The 19,892-nt window shown below is 39.1% G+C and carries 10 protein-coding genes; all 10 read left to right on the forward strand.

The window, feature by feature from the left end; genetic code table 11:
- The first annotated feature begins 95 nt into the window (after nucleotides 1–95).
- The 10 genes from P2W72_RS09985 (at nucleotide 96) to P2W72_RS10030 (ending at nucleotide 19,839) form a co-directional block, all read left to right on the forward strand.
- On the forward strand, nucleotides 96–3,299 hold the full coding sequence (locus tag P2W72_RS09985; RefSeq protein WP_276361650.1) for a SusC/RagA family TonB-linked outer membrane protein: 3,204 nt from the start codon (nucleotides 96–98) through the stop codon (nucleotides 3,297–3,299).
- 40 nt (nucleotides 3,300–3,339) lie between these two features.
- Nucleotides 3,340–4,956, forward strand: a complete 1,617-nt coding sequence (locus P2W72_RS09990; protein ID WP_276361652.1) for a SusD/RagB family nutrient-binding outer membrane lipoprotein — start codon at nucleotides 3,340–3,342, stop codon at nucleotides 4,954–4,956.
- Between the two features lie 214 nt (nucleotides 4,957–5,170).
- Complete coding sequence (locus tag P2W72_RS09995) at nucleotides 5,171–6,757, forward strand: sulfatase (protein ID WP_276361655.1); 1,587 nt, start codon at nucleotides 5,171–5,173, stop codon at nucleotides 6,755–6,757.
- 46 nt (nucleotides 6,758–6,803) lie between these two features.
- Entirely contained in the window at nucleotides 6,804–7,892 is a 1,089-nt protein-coding gene (locus P2W72_RS10000; RefSeq protein ID WP_276361658.1) for a formylglycine-generating enzyme family protein, read from the forward strand.
- A gap of 524 nt (nucleotides 7,893–8,416) precedes the next feature.
- Complete coding sequence (locus P2W72_RS10005) at nucleotides 8,417–8,974, forward strand: RNA polymerase sigma-70 factor (protein ID WP_276361660.1); 558 nt, start codon at nucleotides 8,417–8,419, stop codon at nucleotides 8,972–8,974.
- Nucleotides 8,975–9,045: 71 nt separating this feature from the next.
- Nucleotides 9,046–10,293, forward strand: coding sequence for a FecR family protein (locus P2W72_RS10010; protein ID WP_276361663.1), 1,248 nt, complete (start codon nucleotides 9,046–9,048; stop codon nucleotides 10,291–10,293).
- A gap of 111 nt (nucleotides 10,294–10,404) precedes the next feature.
- Nucleotides 10,405–13,872, forward strand: coding sequence for a SusC/RagA family TonB-linked outer membrane protein (locus P2W72_RS10015; protein ID WP_276361666.1), 3,468 nt, complete (start codon nucleotides 10,405–10,407; stop codon nucleotides 13,870–13,872).
- A 62-nt stretch (nucleotides 13,873–13,934) separates the two neighbouring features.
- The gene (locus tag P2W72_RS10020) at nucleotides 13,935–15,497 is read left to right on the forward strand and encodes a SusD/RagB family nutrient-binding outer membrane lipoprotein (protein ID WP_276361668.1); all 1,563 of its coding nucleotides are present in this window, start codon (nucleotides 13,935–13,937) and stop codon (nucleotides 15,495–15,497) included.
- A 210-nt stretch (nucleotides 15,498–15,707) separates the two neighbouring features.
- Nucleotides 15,708–17,741 carry a hypothetical protein gene (locus P2W72_RS10025; RefSeq protein ID WP_276361671.1) on the forward strand — a complete coding sequence of 678 codons (2,034 nt, stop codon included), beginning with the start codon at nucleotides 15,708–15,710 and terminating at the stop codon, nucleotides 17,739–17,741.
- A 55-nt stretch (nucleotides 17,742–17,796) separates the two neighbouring features.
- The gene (locus P2W72_RS10030) at nucleotides 17,797–19,839 is read left to right on the forward strand and encodes a hypothetical protein (RefSeq protein ID WP_276361674.1); all 2,043 of its coding nucleotides are present in this window, start codon (nucleotides 17,797–17,799) and stop codon (nucleotides 19,837–19,839) included.
- Nucleotides 19,840–19,892: the final 53 nt, after the last annotated feature.

Raw genomic sequence — 19,892 nt, forward strand, 5'->3', positions numbered from 1 at the left:
ATTGAACCTGAAGTGTTTGTGGACACTCTAATCAAACATCTAATGCAAATACCCAATGCTTTGGGAAATAAGTATTAATTAAACACATCTATCTTATGATTAACATATATCAAAACACAGAATTTGCCCGGCAATTACGGCGCAAGACCTTAATGACCTTAAAGTTTATAGCAATATTTATTTTTGCAATAATCTTTCAATTGCATGCAGAGAGCCGCTCTGATGCTAATCATTTTAACAAAACTACCCCTGCTGTAAAGCAGTTTGTTAATCCGGCTAATGACTCAAAGACTATCATAAAGGGTCAGGTTACTGATTCAAGGGGATTGACTTTACCTGGAGTAAGCGTTAAAGTAAAAGGAAGTAATGTTGGTACTTCAACAGACGCACAAGGTAATTATTCGTTTAATTTTCCTGATAACTCAGTCCTGGTATTCAGCTATATTGGATTTGTAAGTCAGGAAATCGCAGTTAATGGACGTTCAACTATAAATGTTGTTATGGTTGAAGATCTTCAATCATTGAGTGAGGTAGTTGTAACGGCTTTAGGAATAACGAGAGATAAAAAAGCACTTGCCTATTCTTTAACGGAAGTTAAAGGAGACTCATTTACTCAGGCGAGAGAAAATAATCTTGGAAATGCCTTGTCTGGTAAAATTGCAGGGGTTAATGCCAGTAGTACAGCTACCGGTCCGAGCGGTTCCAGCCGTGTCGTAATTCGTGGTAATGGATCTTTAAGTGGAGATAACCAGCCGCTTTATGTTGTTAATGGTGTACCAATTAATAATTCGAATAACGGAACGCCCGGAACATTTGGTGGAAAAGATGGCGGCGACGGATTAATAAGCATAAATCCTGACGATATTGAATCTTTGTCAGTATTGAAAGGTGGTCCGGCTGCTGCATTATATGGATCAAGGGCTGCAAATGGTGTGATTTTGATCACAACAAAATCAGGTATGGCTCAAAAAGGATTAGGTATTGATTTCAATTCAACATATACTTTAGAAAATGTTCTTTCTATGCCTGACTGGCAGTATGAATATGGTTCAGGAGACAGAGGGCTTAAGCCAACTTCTGCAGCTACTGCCAGAGTTATGGGAAGGACTTCATGGGGAGCTAAGTTAGATGGTACACCTGTTATTCAGTTAGATGGTGTATTAAGACCATATAGTGCTCAAAAAGACAATAACAAGAATTTCTATAATACAGGTGCAACTTTTTCAAATACAATTGCATTAAATGGAGGAAATGAAAATGCGAATTTCCGTTTTTCTGTTTCTGATATGAAGAATGATGGTATTATTCCTAATTCAGGGATGGATCGTAATACCTTTAACTTAAGTGCCAATGCAAATCTGTCTAAAAAGATTGTTTTTGAAGGGAGTGCTCAATATAACATTGAGGTAAATAAAAACCGTACCTCAATTGCAGATTTTACAAGTAATCCCAATGCCTCAGTTGGTGTAATGGCAACAAGTTTAGATGTCAGAACCCTTAATCCCGGATACGATGCAAATCAGTTCGAAGTAGCCTGGGCTGATGATCCATTTGTTACTAATCCATACTTTGCAGTTAATAAAGTAAAGAATGAAGATGAGCGCAGAAGATTTATCGGATCATTTAGTACCCGATATAATATTTCTGATTTTCTTTATGCCAGAGCCAGAGTTGGTATTGATTATTTTAATACTAATGGCTGGAGCATAGTTCCAACCGGTCAGCTTTATAATAATTTCGGAACTTATAGTACCAGTCGTATAAATGGTTATGAAACCAATGTTGAAGGGTTGGTAGGCTTCGATAAGACCTTTGGCAAGTTTTCTGTCAATGCTATGGCTGGAGGAAACCAGATGTATACTCAAAACCGTTCAGGTGGTTTAACCAGTGGTAACCTGAATGTGCCATTTAATTATTTTATCAGTAATGGTGCAAGTCAGAGTTTTACAGACAATTTTGGCGAATCTGCTATTAATTCATTGTTTGGATCAGTAGATGTCGGCTTTAATAGCTATTTATATTTAAATATGTCGGCACGTAAGGATTGGTTTTCGACTTTGTCACCTAAAAGTAATAGCGTACTTTATCCTTCAATCGGACTAAGCTTTGTGTTTTCTGATGCATGGAGTGCCAAGCCAGGCTGGATGGACTATGGTAAGATACGCACTTCATGGGCAGAAGTTGGTGGTGGAATGCCCGGACCTTATGGCTTAGATCTTCTTTATTCTGCCGGAGCAATTTCCCATTTGGGTCAGCCATTGATGACTATAACAGGAAATACTATTCCAAATCCACTGAAACCATTCACTTCAACTACAGCTGAAGCGGGGATTGAAATCAGGGCATTTAAAAATCGTGTTGGAGCTGATTTTACTGTATACCAGAAAACAACAACTAATGATATTGTAAGTGCAACAATTCCAACTACTTCAGGGTTTAGTGCGGTTAGCTTAAATGTTGGTGAAATGCGTAACCGTGGTGTTGAATTGTTATTGACAGGGGCTCCATTAAAATCTTCGAAAGGGTTGAACTGGGATGTAAGCTTCAATGTTGCATATAATGAAAATACCGTTGTGAAAATTGCAGATGGTTTGACCAGTCTGACTGGTGGTCAGCCCAGAACACAGAATGCCCGGGTTAATCATTATGAAGGCAAACCTTATGGTATGATTGCCGGTTTTAAGATTAAAGAAGATGCAAATGGTAATAAGGTCTTTAATAATGCAAGTGGTTTACCTATTCAAAGCTCTATTATGCCTTTGGGAAGGGGTGTACCTCCATTAACTTTAGGTCTGACAAATAGTTTCAGATATAAAGCATTTTCTATGGGATTCCTTCTTGATGGTAAATTTGGGGCTAAAATGTATACTTCAACAAATGCTTATGGAACAAGGTTTGGTTTGGATAAACGTACCACAGCCAATGGTGTACGCGAAACAGGGGTAACTGTAACAGGTGTTGATCAAAATGGTGCACCATTTACAAGATTGCTTTCCGCACAGGATTACTTCCAGGGTATTGCCTATTCAATAACTGATGAGTTTGTTTATGATGCTGATTTTATAAAACTACGTCAATTGACTTTAGGTTATAACCTGCCGCAAAACCTTCTTGTTAAAACGCCATTCCAGTCAGCAAACCTGTCATTAGTAGCACGTAATCTGTTTATGGTTTATAATAAGACACCAAATGTTGATCCTGAATCCAGTTACAGTGTAAGTGGAAGTTCTTACGGACTTGAGAATTTTGGAGTGCCTCCTACAAGAAGTTTTGGTCTAAACCTTTTGGTTAAATTCTAATTAACAGATCAGCATTTATAATTATCAAATTGAAATTATCATGATAAACTACATAAAAAAAACATTCAGCACCAAGCTGATGGCAATTGGAACCCTGGCGGTTCTGATTTTGCCTGCCTGCGATAAGGGGTTTGAAGAAATGAATAAAAATCCTAATGCATTCACTGAACCTGTTATCAGCAGTTTATTTTCTGCTACTATAGTCAGACATGCCGGTATTGGTGATGGTAATACATTATATCCTAATTCAAAGCAGGCTGGATCCTTTGTTCAATATTTCTCATCCTTAAATGCATTTCAATGGACCGGAGTAAAATATTTATATCAGGGTAAAGCCGATTATAACAATGGATTATGGAATACTGCCTTTAGTACTGAACTAAAGGAAACCCAACAGATTATTAATCTGACCAAGGGTAAGGCTGATATGGTTAATCAGTACAATATTGCCAGAATCTGGAGAGTACAGATTTTGCATAGGGTAACTGATATGTATGGTGATATGCCTTACTCAGAGGCAGCAGCCGGACTTAATGGTATTTATAAGCCAAAATACGATAAGCAGGCTGATATCTATGCTGATATGCTAAAAGAACTTGAAGAAGCTGCTAAGGCCCTTGATGCAACCAAGCCATCATATGGTTCTGCTGATTTTGTTTACGGAGGAGCACCAGTAAAGTGGAAAACATTCGCTTACTCTCTGATGCTGCGTTTAGGTATGCGAATGACAAAAGTAGATCCTGCTAAAGCTGAGATCTGGGTTAAAAAGGCAATTGCCGGTGGTGTAATGCAGAGTAATTCTGATATTGCTAAACTTTCACATACCTCAGCTTCCGGTACCAATTGGAATTGGAATTCGCGTCAGCTTCAAACTGCAGAGGGTGTTCCACCTTCAGCACAAGGCAGAGGGTTCTCTAAACTTAATAAGACTTTAATTGATTATTTGCAATCAACAAATGATCCCCGGTTGCCATTCTACGCAACTTTATGGAGGGGAAATATCAGTATTTCTGAACTACTTGTAAATTCTGATCCTGCAAAACAAAAAGGTCTTCCGGGCAATTATGATTATACCACTATTGCTAATTTAATTCCAAACTGGAACGCTGATATGCAAAGAGATTTCTCTGAAGTAAATATCAATACAATTGCACATTTAGAGGCTCCCACAACTTTTCAGAGTTATGCTGAAGTTGAGTATCTGTTAGCAGAAGCAGCATTACGTGGTTGGGGATCAGGTACTCCAAAGGAGCATTATGACAAGGGAGTTACCGCACATATTATGGCTACTTCACTTTATCCTAATGCCAGTCTTGTAATTCCTAATCCGGCAGCTGCAGCAGCAAATTACCTTAATGCAAATGCTTACAATTCTAATGCAACTTTTGCAGCACAGATGAGTCAGATCCATACTCAGTTTTGGGTAACAATGTTCGGTCAAATGAATAATATCGAGTCTTATGCTAATTGGCGTAGAACTGGTTATCCAGTGTTGATTCCCACAAATTACCCTGGAAATGAAACGGGTGGTGTTATTCAGAGACGTTTGCGTTATCCTGATGCTGAAGCAGCATTGAATACAGCTAATTATAATGCTGCTATTGCTGTGCAGGGACCAGATTTGTTTTTAACCAGAATCTGGTGGGATAAACTCTGACATATAGAAAAATTATAATTTTCCTATCAGGCACTTACTACTAAACCAGTAAGTGCCTTTTTTGATAATATTGAAATATTAATTGACAATTATTGATCACATGTCTTCATAATTATTCTAAATTAGCAATAGTCAAAGCTTAATTATAAATGTTCTAAATTTCATCTGATTGGGATATTTAGTAATGTTTTAATCATTTAGATATAAATAATAAATGCAAAAAATAAAATTCAGTTCAGGCATTATATTAAAATCATCAATTTGTTTTTATATGCTGCTTGCCGGTGTAATAACCATGGGTTATTCACAGGCAAAGTCATCAGGGTCCAAATCAAAACCCAACATAATCTTCCTTGCTATTGACGATCTCAACGATTGGATCAATCCCCTGGAACTGGGAGGTTTACCCGGATTGAAAACACCCAATTTCGACAGGTTGAGGAAAATGTCAATGTCCTTTACCAATGCACATATTCCATCTCCTGCCTGTGCTCCTTCCCGTGTGGCGATAATGACAGGGGTTAGTCCGGCAAAATCTGGCGTAACAGGCTGGAAACATGCGGATTGGAGAAAGGTTTCTGCTTTAAAAGATGTAGTAACTCTGGAACAATTTTTTAAGGCAAAGGGATATGAAACACTTGCTGGTGGTAAAATATATCATACACTTTCGCCACCCAGAGCCATGCTGAACCAATCGGAAGCCAAAGGCTGGGATTACTATTATCCTAGTTTGAGAATTCCAATTCCCTTTCAGGTCAGGGCACCTGATTCTCTGATTTCTCCGAAAAATTTTAAAGGTATTCAGCCTGAATATTTTACCTGGGGGCCAATCAATCAGGGCGATGATTTTATGGCTGACTACCACCTGGTGGAATGGGCAAATTATGAGTTGGGTCGAAAACATGATAAACCCTTGTTTTTGGCTTTGGGGCTAACTAAACCTCATGATCCCTGGGAGGTTCCCCGGAAATATTTTGATATGTATCCTTTGCAATCTGTACCCGATCTGGAGATCAAAGAGCATGATCTTGAGGATGCATTTGTTCATGGCAGAAGATCTCTTCACAAATTTATCACAGATAATAATCAGTTAAAAAAGGTAGTCCAGTCGTACATGGCAACCATCTCATTCACAGATGCAATGCTGGGTAAATTTCTTGATCATTTTGAAAAAACAGCATATGCCAAAAATACAATTCTGGTAGTATGGTCAGATCATGGAATGCACATGGGGGAAAAGGAAAACTGGGAGAAATTTACCCTCTGGGAGCGTTCAACTAAAGCTCCAATGTTTATAGTGGCTCCGGGTATCAGTAAACCGGGAAGTACAACAAACACTCCTGTCTCTATGATGGATATTTTTCCAACTCTGGTTGACCTGATCGGAGAGCAGGTGCCTGCATATTGTGATGGTGAAAGTCTTGTTCCAATGCTTAAAAATCAAAGTTTTGCACATAAACCTGTTCTAACGTCATATGAGATGCAGGAAGAGGGGCGTAAAAATGCAGGTGATGCCCATACAATACGAACTAAACGCTATCGTTACATCTATTATCCCTTCATAAACTTTGAAGAGCTTTATGACCATGATCTGGATAAGAATGAATGGAATAATATCGCTTACAAACCATCAAGCAAGAGTATCATACAAGAGCATAGAAAACTGATGTCACAGCTTGTTCCGGGTTTACAATGGAATGCTGCCCCGCCTAAAGGCTATACTGTAAATGCAGATGGGAGCGTTAAAAAGAATGATTATGTAAAAATTGAAGATCTTAAAGAAACTCGCTGGGGATTATAATCTTCTGCATTCAAATTTTATAAGATAATAAGATAAAGAACAAAGAATGAAGCTCAATAAATATGTTCTCCCTGGTTTAGTTGTGATTTCTCTGATTAGCATTAACTCTTGCGGTCAAAAGGCAAATTCAGTTTCTGAAACTGAGAAATCTTCTAAAACTGATTACATAAGTATTGATAAGATCGCTTTTAACGGGGATACTTCCAAAGCCGGGATGGTACCTATTTCTGGCGGTTCTTTTATGATGGGAGCTGATAATGATCAGGCCGATCAGGATGAATATCCTAAACATAAGGTAATTATTGATTCATTCTGGATGGATGAACATGAAGTAACGAATGATCAGTTTGCAAAGTTTGTAGAGAGTACAGGATATATAACCACTGCCGAGCGCAAGCCGGATTGGGAAGAACTGAAAAAGCAGTTGCCTCCTGATACACCTAAACCGGATGAATCATTATTGGTGCCTGCTTCTCTTGTATTTAGTCCCCCTGCCACGAAAGTTGAACTTAATGATTATTCCCAATGGTGGAGCTGGGTGCCGGGTGCAAACTGGAAGCACCCTGAAGGCCCTGGAAGTGATATTAAAGGAAAAGGTAACTATCCTGTAGTTCATGTAAGCTGGGACGATGCTATGGCCTATTGTAAATGGGCTGGTAAGAGATTGCCTGCTGAGGCTGAATGGGAGTATGCTTCACGCGGCGGACTGGTAAATAATATTTATTCGTGGGGCAACGAACATGTAAACAAAGGTAAAGCCAAGGCTAATACATGGGAAGGCAGCTTTCCTGATAATAATACCGCATTTGATAAGTTTAAGGGACTTGCTCCGGTAAAGTCATTTTCGCCGAATGCATATAAACTGTATGATATTGCAGGAAATGTCTGGGAATGGTGTGCTGACTGGTACAGGAATGATTATTATAAATCAGTAAACAGGCCAGAGGGTATAGTAAATCCTTCCGGACCAACTGATAGCTATGATCCGGATGAACCCTATACTCCGAAAAGAGTGTCGAGAGGAGGATCTTATATGTGCAATGAATCATATTGCACAGGATACAGAGTGGCAAGACGTATGAAAAGTTCTCCCGATTCAGGCATGAGTAACCTGGGTTTCAGATGTGTCAAATGAGTTATTTACAAGATTTGAATTTATGAATTTGCTATATTTAAGACAGAGGCTTATTGTATTAATCACACTTGTTTTTACCTTTTATTTAACCTCATGCTCTGAAGGTAATAATAGCAATTTAACCTCATCAAAACCTGCCGGAATATTGAAAGCTAAACAACCTGTGCCTTCATGCTGTGCAGCTAAACCATCCCGGTTTAAATCAATCAAAAATAAATATCAACATTAGGTAATGTTGTAAGTTATTCTTGGTCAGTAGTTTGCAATATTGTTGATTTGAAATCTGACATTGATTCCATTCTTCTGAGCACAAAAACGTTTCTTTTTTCTTTTTTTCTGACAAGAATATCTGTGTTTCCCTTTGCTTTATTGCTCTCTTCACTTTAAAGGTAATTAGATAATAATGTGTTATAAATACACTATGATTGAGCATCTTAAATTTCACCTAAGTGTATTAATTGAACATTTTTTTATTTAGCAGATTGAATTTTTATTTATTAATTTCAGCTATATTAGTTTTCAATATGGCCACATATGCAGCATATTCTGATATTGAGTTGCTCGATCTGTTAAGATCAGGTGATAAGGCTGCATTTTCTGAAATATATAACAGGTACTGGAAAAAGATATTTACTGTTGCAGCAAATAAAATTGGTCAGTTAGAAGAAGCTGAAGAGATTGTTCAGGAAATATTTATATCTATGTGGAACAGACGTGAAAGCATCTTTATCACAACCTCTTTGAATGCTTATCTTGCTGTTTCTGTGAAATACAGAGTTATTAAGGTTCTTGCTAAGCGTAATTTGTATAATAAATTTGCTGATCATAGTCTCAGTATTTTGCCTCAGTCTGATAACTCCACACAGGACTGGCTGGAATTTGAAGAATTAAAATCACGTCTTGCAGTTCTTGTTACCCAACTTCCCGATAAATGTAGATTAGTTTATAAACTTAGCCGGGAGGAAGGAATGTCGCAAAAGCAAATCGCAGAGGAGTTTGGTATCTCTGAAAAAACGGTTGAAGCCCATATTGGAAAGGCTCTTAAACATTTAAGAACAGGTTTGGGACAGATATTTTTATAATCCTTAATTTTTTTTTTCTCGCTGACTAAGGGATAGGGTCTTATTGAAGGACTTACTATAAAACCCTATTAATGGAATCTTTACGTTCAGAAGAAAGATATCAGGAACTGGCAGCTAAATGGCTGAATAATACCATAAGTTCTTCAGAGGCAGAAGAGTTTGCTCAATGGTATAATTCTGCTCAAACTGATGAAATCAGTTTGCCTGATGACTATGCAGCCAACGAAGATGCCTTAAAATCAAGAATATTTGATGTAATCAATGAGCATATTTCCCCTGTGGAAATGGTGTCAGGCAATAATTTCCGTAAGTGGTACGCAGCAGCGGCCGTTATAACCGTCCTTTTAGCTGCAGGTCTGTATTTTTATTCAGATAAGCCCAATGTTCAGAATCTGGTATCAGAACCTGTAAAAGTTGAATCTTTCAAATCTGAAAAGTCCCTGATAATTACCAAAAAATCTGAAAAAAATGTTGACTTGATTACTCAGAGGGATATTGAACCCGGAGAGGATAAAGCAATACTGATTTTGGGTGATGGAACGAAGATCATTCTTGATGATGCTCAGAATGGTATACTGGCTAATCAGGGTGGAAACAGTGTACTAAAAGCTGCAGAAGGAGAACTTATTTATTCATTTACCGAAGAGTTAGTCGCTAAGTCTGCAGATAAATCTGCTGAACAGATTATTTATAACACGATTGAAACACCAAAAGGAGGAAAATTTCAGGTCAGACTTCCGGATGGAAGTAAAGTCTGGTTGAATGCTGCTTCATCACTTCGTTTTCCTACAAATTTTGCAGCATCTAAAAGACAGGTAGAACTGAAAGGGGAGGCCTACTTTGAGGTGGCACATGACGAATCCAAGTTATTTGAAGTGAATACCCGTAATCAGATTGTTCAGGTTCTTGGTACTCATTTCAATATTAATGCATATGCTGATGAACCATCTGTAAACACTACTTTACTTGAAGGCAGTGTCAGAGTTTCTGATGTACGTACTAATATCTCTCAGTTGCTGAAGCCCGGCGAACAATCGCAGCTAACTGAACGTATTGAAGTAGTCAATGTAAAAAATACAGCCGAAGCAGTTGCCTGGAAAGAAGGGTATTTCCAATTCAATGAAGCTGATATAGAAACTGTGATGCGGCAAATTGAACGTTGGTACGATGTAACAGTGAGATATGAAGGTGAAATTCCTCTTTATCGTTTCGGAGGGGAAATAGAAAGAAGTTTAAGCCTTTTGCAGGTTCTTAAAATATTGGAAAAAACAAAAGTTCATTTTCGTTTAGAGGGAAGGGAGGTTATAGTTATGCCCTGACCCATACGAAAGAAAAAACAAACCAGAAGCGTTGCAGCGCCTCTGGTCAATGTTTTGAATTAAATAAAACTTGACACACAAACCTTATTCATTAACAAAACAAACAAATGTATGAATTCTCTAATTAAAAAGGGGTATTGTATAAGCAATACTCAGGCTGAAGTCTGTCTTTTTTCAGATTCGCTAAGTGATAGAGAGCAACATCGGATTGCATCCAGATCCGCTAAATTGTCGCTTTACAAACAATTAGGACGTATTATGAGATTGACGTTCATTTTAATCATGATTACTTTGATGAATGTCTATTCAAATGGCTATTCACAAAAAGTAACTTTGGTAGGAAAACATGCCCCGCTTGAAGAGTTTTTTTCAACGATCAAGCAGCAGACGGGTTATGTGTTCTTTTATGATTTAAATCTGTTAAAAACTGCAAAGCCGGTAACACTTAAAGTTGTTGATACTGAGTTGTCGCAGGTTCTTGATCTTCTTTTTGAAGACCAGCCTCTTGATTATAGCATTGAGAACAAAACCATTGTAATCAGTGAAAAAATGTCGGTTAAAGAAAGGAAGGCATTAAAAAACGCTCCTTTTATGCTGATGGATATCAGAGGAAAAGTAGTTGATTCAAAAGGGGAGTCGCTGCCCGGAGTTAGCGTTAGGGTAAAAGGTACAGCAGTAGGTACGACTACTGATGTGCAGGGTAACTTCTCTTTGAATGCCCCAGATAACGGAACTCTTATATTTAGCTATATCGGTTACATCGGTCAGGAGGTTTCAGTAAACGGAAGGACTTCGATAAACATAACCCTTCTTGAAGATTCGCAGGTTCTGGGTGAAGTTGTGGTAACAGCACTTGGTATCGAAAGAGAATCTAAATCATTGACTTATGCAGCTCAGACAATAAAGGCTGATGCTTTAAATCAGGCTAAAGAAACCAATCTGATAAATTCACTTCAAGGTAAAGTTGCCGGTGTTACAATTACCAAAAATGCTACAGGACCAGGAAGTTCTTCAAAAGTTTTGCTTCGTGGCAGCAGGTCAATTTTTGGTAATAATCAACCCCTTTATGTGATTGATGGCGTACCAATGGATAATACCAGCCGTGAGCAGGGTACAGGTGGTACACATGGCGGCCGTGATGGTGGTGATGGTATCGGAATGCTGAACAGCGATGATATCGAATCAATGACCATCCTTAAAGGTGCTTCTGCAGCTGCTTTGTATGGTAGCCAGGGGCAAAATGGTGCGATCATTATTACTACCAAAAGGGGTAAAGCAGGTAAAATTACGGTTGATTATACTGGAAATACTACCATCGACAGACCGTTTATTTTGCCGGATGTTCAGTCTGACTATGGACAGGGAGCCGGAGGAGTATTTAATGCAAATTCTGAAACCAGCTGGGGGCCAAAAATTACCGGACAGACCATTACTTTATGGAATGGCAAGCAAATGTCTATGCAGGGACAGCCCGATCGCATTAAAGATTTTTATCGTGATGGGTCAAGCTTAACCAACACCATTGGAATCAGCGGTGGCGGTGAGAAAATGCAAACCTATTTCTCTTATGGAAATAATCAGGCTAACGGTATTCTACGTAATCATACATTAGACCGCCATAATTTTGATTTTAAGATCGGCAATACTATTTCAGATAAACTTTCATTCTTTTCAAAACTAAGCTATATTGTTGAAGATGTTGATAATAAGCCATTTACAGGTGAAAGGAATGATGCAACAGGTAGTATTTATCACGCTCCTGCATCTATTCCACTTAGTGAAATGCAGAATTTCGAATATACTGATGCTTTAGGGAATCTTAGACAGAGTTATTGGAATCCGGGCTCAATATACCTGTCAAATCCTTATTGGAAAATGAACAGACAGTTGTTCTTTGAGCAAAAGCGCCGTCTTATTGGCCTGGTATCAGCAAAATATAAGTTTAACAGCTGGTTAGATTTTCAGGTTCGCGGAAGCTTAGACAGAACAGATGAGAATACTGAAGAGAAGATGTATAATGATTCGTACGAACTTTCCGGAAACGGCAGCGTCTATAATCTTTTTGCAGGAAACAGAAGAGCCACAAACCTTGATGCATTATTGTCTTTCAGAAGAGACATTGCCAAAAATTTTAATTTGACAGGATATTTGGGAGGATCCATTCAGGAAACTAAATATGAATCAGTGGGTACCATTGCCAACGGACTGAATAAACTTGACTTTTTCTTCATGTCTAATGCAAAAAATCCAAGAACAACCAATGTGATTGGCAGAACCCCTCAGGTTCAATCTTTGTATGCAACAACCACATTATCCTACAAAGATTACTTATACCTTGATTTAACTGCCAGAAATGACTGGTCATCTGCACTGCCTAAAGAAAATCAATCATATTTCTATCCTTCTGTTGGTTTGACTGCTATTGTAACTGATATGATTGACCTGCCTTCATGGGTTTCATATGGTAAAGCGAGAGTAACTCTGGCAAATGCCGGTTACGGTGGTCAACAATATTTAACCGATAACTATTTTTCAGTTGGTGCCGGCGGAACAATTAATACTCCAGGCACCCGATCATTGGGTAATTACAAACCGGAACTTACTTCTTCATTTGAAGCTGGTTTAGACTGGAGGTTCTTTACCAACCGGCTTGGTTTGGATATTACCTATTATAGAAGTGAGACAAAAAATCAGCTGATTTCCTTAGCAGTTCCTAATGCTACGCTCTTTAGTGCTCAGTATATCAATGCCGGATTGATTCGGAATAGTGGTGTTGAATTTATGCTGAATGGCACACCGGTCAGAAAAAAGAACTTTTCGTGGGATATGATGTTCAATTTTTCTAAAAACGTAAATAAAGTTGTTGAATTATCGCCAAGACTGAAAACTGCAGTTTTGGGGGATGACAGACAGGTTCTTGAAACGGTTGAAGAGGGTAAGAGCTATGGTACTATGTATATGGCAGAATGGAAAAAGGATGCGCAGGGCAGAAGAATTGTAAATGCGAATGGTGTGCCTGTAGTTACAGCCAAAACAGCTTATGCAGGAAATTATAATCCCAACTATATGCTGGGCGTAAGCAATTCTTTTACTTTCAAAGATCTTTCACTTAGTTTCCTGCTTGATTACAGAAATGGCGGTACAGTGGTAGCAGGTACTTTAGCTGCAATGGATGCCAGCGGTAACTCTAAATCTTCTCTTTGGGGCAGAGATGGTGGGATTGTATTAGATGCCTATACCGATGCAGGTGTGAAAAATACAAAATCTATTACTGCTGAAACTTACTGGCAATCATTAGGTAACAGAACTCCTGTTAAAGATTTCTATGCTTTTTCTGCGACAAATCTTAGACTCAGAGAGGTTGTTTTGGGTTATAAAATACCTAATCAGCTTGTTAGAAAAACCGGATTTATTCAGAATGCGAGATTATCTCTGGTAGGAAGAAATCTGTTCTTCCTGAAGAAATATGCTCCTTATGATCCTGAAATTGCAACGGCTATGACCAATAGAGGTGGTATGGAATATTCTTCCTTGCCAACCACCCGAAACATTGGTCTGAGTCTGAATGCATCTTTCTAAATGCAAAGATAGTTGCAATATCAAAACGTGTAAATATTAGTATTAATATTAAACTAAATACAATGAAATCTCAAAAATCATTATATAGAAAATGGGCCAGCAGGGTGATGCTTTTAATAGCTCCCATGCTTATACTGACTGCCTGTACCAAAAATTTCGAGGAAATAAATACCAATCCCTCCGGATTAAAGGAGCTGACTGCGCCAGACTTGCGCAGTCTATTCCCGGGAGCTTTGGTTACCGGATTAGGAGCTAGTTATAACGAAACTACTATGCTTTTATTTGCCGGGGTATATTCACAGCATTTTGCAGGTACCAATCCTGCTCAGGAATCGCATCGTTATGTAATTGTACAAAGATGGATGGATATCTGGCCAGGTACCTATGTGAGTACAATGCCTAAACTTGTTAATATCATTGAAGCTACCAAGGGTGGAAAAGAACCCTCAATGAATGCAGTGGCCAGAATGTGGAAAGTATATGCTTTTATGCGTTTGACAGACTATTTTGGTCCGATTCCTTATTCTAAAATTGGAAAAGATACTACAGTTGTGAATTATGACGATCAAAAGAGTATCTATTTTGATTTCTTTAAAGAACTCGACGAAGCCACAAATGATCTGAAAAACAATTTGGCAAAACCTTCATTTGCAACGAAAGATCTGATCTATAACGGAGATAATGCCAAATGGCTTAAGTTCGGAAATACCCTTCGTTTACGTTTAGCATTGCGCATTTCTGATGTTGAGCCGGCTAAAGCAAAATTAGAAGCTGAAAAGGCATTTGCAGGAGGTGTTATGACTGAAGTTGCTGACGGAGCTTTTTTCAAAACTTCGGCTGATTTTCCACATGGACTGAACAATTTCATGGGTAGGAACGGTTCAAGGATGAGTACTTCAATGGAGAGCTTACTGGTGGGATACAATGATCCGAGATTACCAAAATTATGGAGCCCTGCTTTGAGTGACGGTAAATTTCACGGTGTAAGAAATGGTATGTCTGTGGCTCAGCAGAATATGCCTCAAAATAGTATTAACAGTAACTCAGCTGTTGGTCCTAAATATCAGCCTGTTAATATGAATACTACCCCCCAGGCAGTAATGTACGCTTCTGAAGCTTATTTCCTTAGGGCAGAGGGTGCTTTAAATGGATGGAATATGGGAGGAACTGCTCAATCTTTATATGAAAAGGGCATTGAGACCTCTATGCGCGAACATGAAGTTACAGATGCAGCTGCTATTGCTAATTACATTAACGGAACCAGCTTGCCTATTGCACCTGATAATGCATTTCCAACACCAGCCTTAACAGATATTCCGGTAAAATTTGCATCTGATCCTGAAAAGCAGCGTGAACAGATCGGTACCCAGAAATGGATTGCACTTTTCCCTGAATCTCATGAAGCATGGGCTAGTATCAGAAGATCTGGTTATCCTAAGTTCTACCCTTTGTTGAACTCTCAAAACCCGGATATTGCTCCTGATATGATGATCAGGAGAATATCATTTCTTGACAGGGAGATTATCGCAAACGGTGTTGCTGTAAAGGCAGCAGTTCCATTATTGGGAGGTGGACCGGATAATGTGGCTACACGTTTGTGGTGGGATAAATCCAAATCAAAATAAGCACCTGAAATCAGGTTTGCTTAATATTCTTTAAACATCATCATCATAAATGGCATATCTGCGAAAGCAGGTATGCCCTGATTCAGAGCCAAACTTAATGATGTGTCATTGATAAAAAGTAACACCTGGATGGCTTCTGAACTTTAGCTTATGTTGATACATCTCAATTTTACATTTTCTTTTTGCCTTTAATCCAATAATATTGATTCTATGTTAAACCAAAATGAAACTCTTCCTGCAACCTTGAATTCTGACTATGCCGGATCTAAAAGAAATCCTGCGTCCTTAAGCCTCTCAGATAATCAAAACGAAGCCTACAGCGCTTCTTTAAATGTTCAACTGAAACGAAGAAAATTTTTGGGTATGGGTTTGTTAGGTGTGGCAGGAATGGCTTTACCCCTGACTTCTAAAAGTGCAGAAAATAGCTCTGTTGAGGATTTTGTAAATCATATCATTACTACAGAAACGGATCTTTTCCGGAAACACTCTGATAGTTTTGAAGAAAAAATAAAAATGATTCAGCAGGCCTGGGCTGAAAAAGATTACAGATTAGTCAGGTCGTTAACAGAATCAATCAGAAATACCGGAATTCAGGCTCAGAATGAATATGAAGATCCGGGGAAACCACTCCTGAATGGCAATCAGTTCGGAACTGTTGCAACACTTCCTGCGCTCTGGAGAGCATGGGCCAAAGGCTGGAAATATTATAAACTTGTTGGAGTTGAAGAAAGTGAAGGAGTCCCAAGGCAATCAGAACCTATGGAAGTTCTATTGGGATTTCGATCAGATCAGGTTACCTCACTTGCCCGTGAAATTCGTGTTGCTGAGGTTAATAATGGTGTGCTCAGAGAGGTTACCTCTCAGGTGTATGGAGTTCTGAGAAGAGGATCTGAAAGATTATGCAGGGTGATGTTTCTTGCTGATAATAAAGGGGGTGAGAAGCGTCAGTATCTTGTGTTTTATGGTAATCCCGATGCTGAACTGCCTGAGTATATCACAGACCTGGAAGTTCGAGGCGAAGGCTATGATCTTGAAATTGAAAATCAGCATTTTATTGCTTACCTGTCTAAACAAACCGGTCAGTTGGAAAGAATGCTGATCAAAAGAGAGCACGGCGTTGAATTATATGCAGGTGGGCCGGGACACGGAGAAACTCCATGCATTGATTGGGCTCATGATTATGTGGCAGAAGATAATTTCATGAAGGTCAGGATTCAATATTGGGGAGAATGCCGCGATTATGAAATTATAAAAGGCCCGATCTGCACAATCGTCAGGCGGTGGGGATTTCCGCATTCGGCCCTGCATCCCGTCTATAATCCTTCACGTTTAAATATTGATATTGAATATCGTTTTTATTCCGGACTTCCTTATTTCCATAAATTCGGTAAGATGAAAGCAATAAAGCAATTTGTTGCAACAGCACTCCGTGATGATGAGTGGGTATTTACCGGGCAGCCATTTACTGGTAGTTTATGGATGGGGGCCGATGAAAAATTGAAGTTCGGTGAAATTGATGAAGCGAATAAAAATAATGTCGAAGCATTCGGATACTATAACAAAGACTCAAAGGATTCTTTTGTGGGTCTTTATCTAAAGCACTATGCTGAGTTAATTCCAAATTTTCTTGATTCAGGTCATTCTTTGCTTTATTATAACTGGCACGGTACTACATGGTCACGTTATCCGCTTGTACGAAACCAGATTGTACCTGTTGGGGCGGTGTTGCATCAGAAAAATGCCTATGTAACTATTGCATTTACAGAGAAGGATGGTCCAGGGAAAATTGAGGCTCTCAGAAAAGAGCTATTGAGTCCTATGCTAAGTATGGAGGCCTCTTTGAATTCTTCTTCGGCCAAGGAATCTCATGGTGTTTTAGCGAAGAAAGGAGAGGCAGGAGATAGTACGATTCCGAAAGCAGTTCTATGGGAAGCTTTGAAAAATTGTATCGATCAGCAGATGTATATTTCGAATGTGAATCTTGTTGAACTAGGATACATTTATAATCTTTCTGTTCAGGATGGAGTGGTTAAAGTGCTGATGACTATGCCACATAAAGGACGTCCACTTTCAAGCTTCTTTATCTGGGGATCAAGTGTCGTACATCGTACCGTTTCGAAAACAATTAACGGTGCATTATCAGAAATTCCGGGTGTCCGAAAGGTAGTGGTAGAACAAACCTGGTATCCTCAGTGGAACTCTAATTTGATGACAGATGAATGCCGTAAGAAGCTGGGTATCTGAAAATTGATTCTTATTTTCAACAAACCTGACCTTTAAAAAACACTTATCTTAAAAAATGAAAAAGATTAATCTAAACCAAACTGAGCTTAATGCAACTGATGAATCTTCAGATTTGGCTGCATTTGATGTTAAAAGCATAAAAAGTCTGCTTCATGAAGAGAGTAATTCTCTTGTATCAGATCCTATGAGAAGAAGGAAATTTCTTGGAATGGGTCTTCTTGGATTTGCAGGACTCACGCTTCCATCTACTTCGCGTTCCGAAGGACAAAATTCGATTGAAAGTTTCGTCAATAATGTCATTGTTTCTCCTGCCGATAAAACAACCAGTCAGACCGATAGTGTAGAGGAGAAAATTCAATTACTTCAGGAGGCATTGGCTAAGAAAGATTACAGAATAGCCAGAGCAATAACTAATTCTATAAGAATATCTGAAATTCAGGCACAGGCTGAAGAAGAGAATTTTGGAACTCCCCATGTTGGAGCAAATCAATTTGGGACGGTAGATTCACTTCCTGCTGTTTGGAAAACATGGGCAAATGGATGGAAGTATTATAAGGTGATCAGTATTGAAGAGAAAATTGGTATTCAGCGTAAAGCAGAACCTGTTGAAGTTCTACTAGGCTTTCAGTCATCTCAGACAGCCTCCCTGGCACGTGAAATACGCGTTGCTGAGATCAAAGACGGTATACTTACCGAGGTAATCTCACAGGTATTTTCTGAGGTTCGCAGAGGAACTGAAAAAATATGCAAACTATTATTTCTGGCTGATAACCAGGGTAAGGAAAAACGACAGTATCTTGTTTTTTACGGGAACCCGGATGCGGAATTGCCTAACTATCAATCAGACTTGAAAGTTACTGGTGAGGGATATGGTCTTGATATCGAGAATGAGTATTTCACTGCTATTTTATCAAAGCAAACCGGTCAGCTGGCCCGTATGATTTTAAAGCGTGAGCATGGACTTGAGATCTATTCGGGTGGACAGGGACATGGCGAACCGGCCGGAATAGATTGGGCTCATGATTATGTGTCTGACGAAGGTATCCAGAAAATGAGAATTTCACTCTGGGATGAATGTCCTGATTTTGAGGTTGTAAAAGGGCCAATCTGCACTATCATTCGTCGCTGGGGTTTCCCTTATTCTCCGGTTCATCCATTGTTTTCGCCGGCAAGAATGATTATGGACATTGAATATCGTTTTTATGCAGGCTTGCCATATTTCCACAAATTTGGTCATATGACTGCAGTTAAACAGTTCTCTCCTGCAGCTTTAAGGGATGATGAATGGGTAATCACCGGTCAGTCGTTTACTGATATGATCTGGATGGGACCCGATGAAAAACTGAAGGCAGGACCGGTTCCGGCAGATTTAAGTGAAAAGCTCTGGGGAATTGGATTTTTTAATAAAGATACTAAAGATTCATTCTTTGGATTTTTTCTTGAACATCATGCCGAAGGACTTGGAGAGGAGTTAGTGCATAATGGAAGCCCTAATTTGCATTATCAGTGGCACGGTCAGATCTGGAGCCGATATCCGGTTCCAAAGACGATAAAAACGATTCCCAAGGGAGCTGTTCTTCATCAGAAAAATGCGTATGTGACTATTCCATTTACCCTGAAAGATGATACTGCAAGGCTGGAAAACCTCCGTCAGGAACTTTTAAATCCCTTATCCCGGTTGGGTTCCGAATTGGCTAAAGGGATTATTGCCAAAGAGAGCCCCCGCCGTCTGGCCCGGGTTTCTGAAGCTAAGGATAGCCCGATTTCTAAAGCATTGTTATGGGAAGCATTGGGATTGGTAAAAGATCCGCAATTGTACAAAGCTGATATCAGCATTGTTGACTTGGGATTAGTTTACGATGTTGCTGTGCGGGGTAGTGTTGTTAAAGTTACGCTTGCAATGCCGCACAGAGGTCGTCCGCTGGGAGCATATTTTACACATAGCTCAAATGTTGTTCATGCTACGGTTTCAAAGACAATGATGGAAGCATTGTATGCTGTTCCGGGAGTTAAAAAAGTTATTATGGAGCAAACCTGGTATCCACTATGGAATGTTAATTTCCTGACCGATACCGGCCGTAAAAAGCTTGGACTTTAATTTGAATATTAACCTGTATAATTAGCCAGCCCCTGGTGGGCGGCTCTTTTTTA

Source organism: Daejeonella sp. H1SJ63 (assembly GCF_029360775.1).
GTDB lineage: Bacteria > Bacteroidota > Bacteroidia > Sphingobacteriales > Sphingobacteriaceae > Daejeonella.

Excerpts from the sequence above, each read along its gene's own strand:
- P2W72_RS10010 (WP_276361663.1), top strand. The coding sequence starts at position 9,046 with ATGGAATCTTTACGTTCAGAAGAAAGATATCAGGAACTGGCAGCTAAA.
- P2W72_RS10030 (WP_276361674.1), top strand. The coding sequence starts at position 17,797 with ATGAAAAAGATTAATCTAAACCAAACTGAGCTTAATGCAACTGATGAA.
- P2W72_RS10015 (WP_276361666.1), top strand. The coding sequence starts at position 10,405 with ATGAATTCTCTAATTAAAAAGGGGTATTGTATAAGCAATACTCAGGCT.
- P2W72_RS10025 (WP_276361671.1), top strand. The coding sequence starts at position 15,708 with ATGTTAAACCAAAATGAAACTCTTCCTGCAACCTTGAATTCTGACTAT.
- P2W72_RS10005 (WP_276361660.1), top strand. The coding sequence starts at position 8,417 with ATGGCCACATATGCAGCATATTCTGATATTGAGTTGCTCGATCTGTTA.
- P2W72_RS10000 (WP_276361658.1), top strand. The coding sequence starts at position 6,804 with ATGAAGCTCAATAAATATGTTCTCCCTGGTTTAGTTGTGATTTCTCTG.
- P2W72_RS10020 (WP_276361668.1), top strand. The coding sequence starts at position 13,935 with ATGAAATCTCAAAAATCATTATATAGAAAATGGGCCAGCAGGGTGATG.
- P2W72_RS09985 (WP_276361650.1), top strand. The coding sequence starts at position 96 with ATGATTAACATATATCAAAACACAGAATTTGCCCGGCAATTACGGCGC.
- P2W72_RS09995 (WP_276361655.1), top strand. The coding sequence starts at position 5,171 with ATGCAAAAAATAAAATTCAGTTCAGGCATTATATTAAAATCATCAATT.
- P2W72_RS09990 (WP_276361652.1), top strand. The coding sequence starts at position 3,340 with ATGATAAACTACATAAAAAAAACATTCAGCACCAAGCTGATGGCAATT.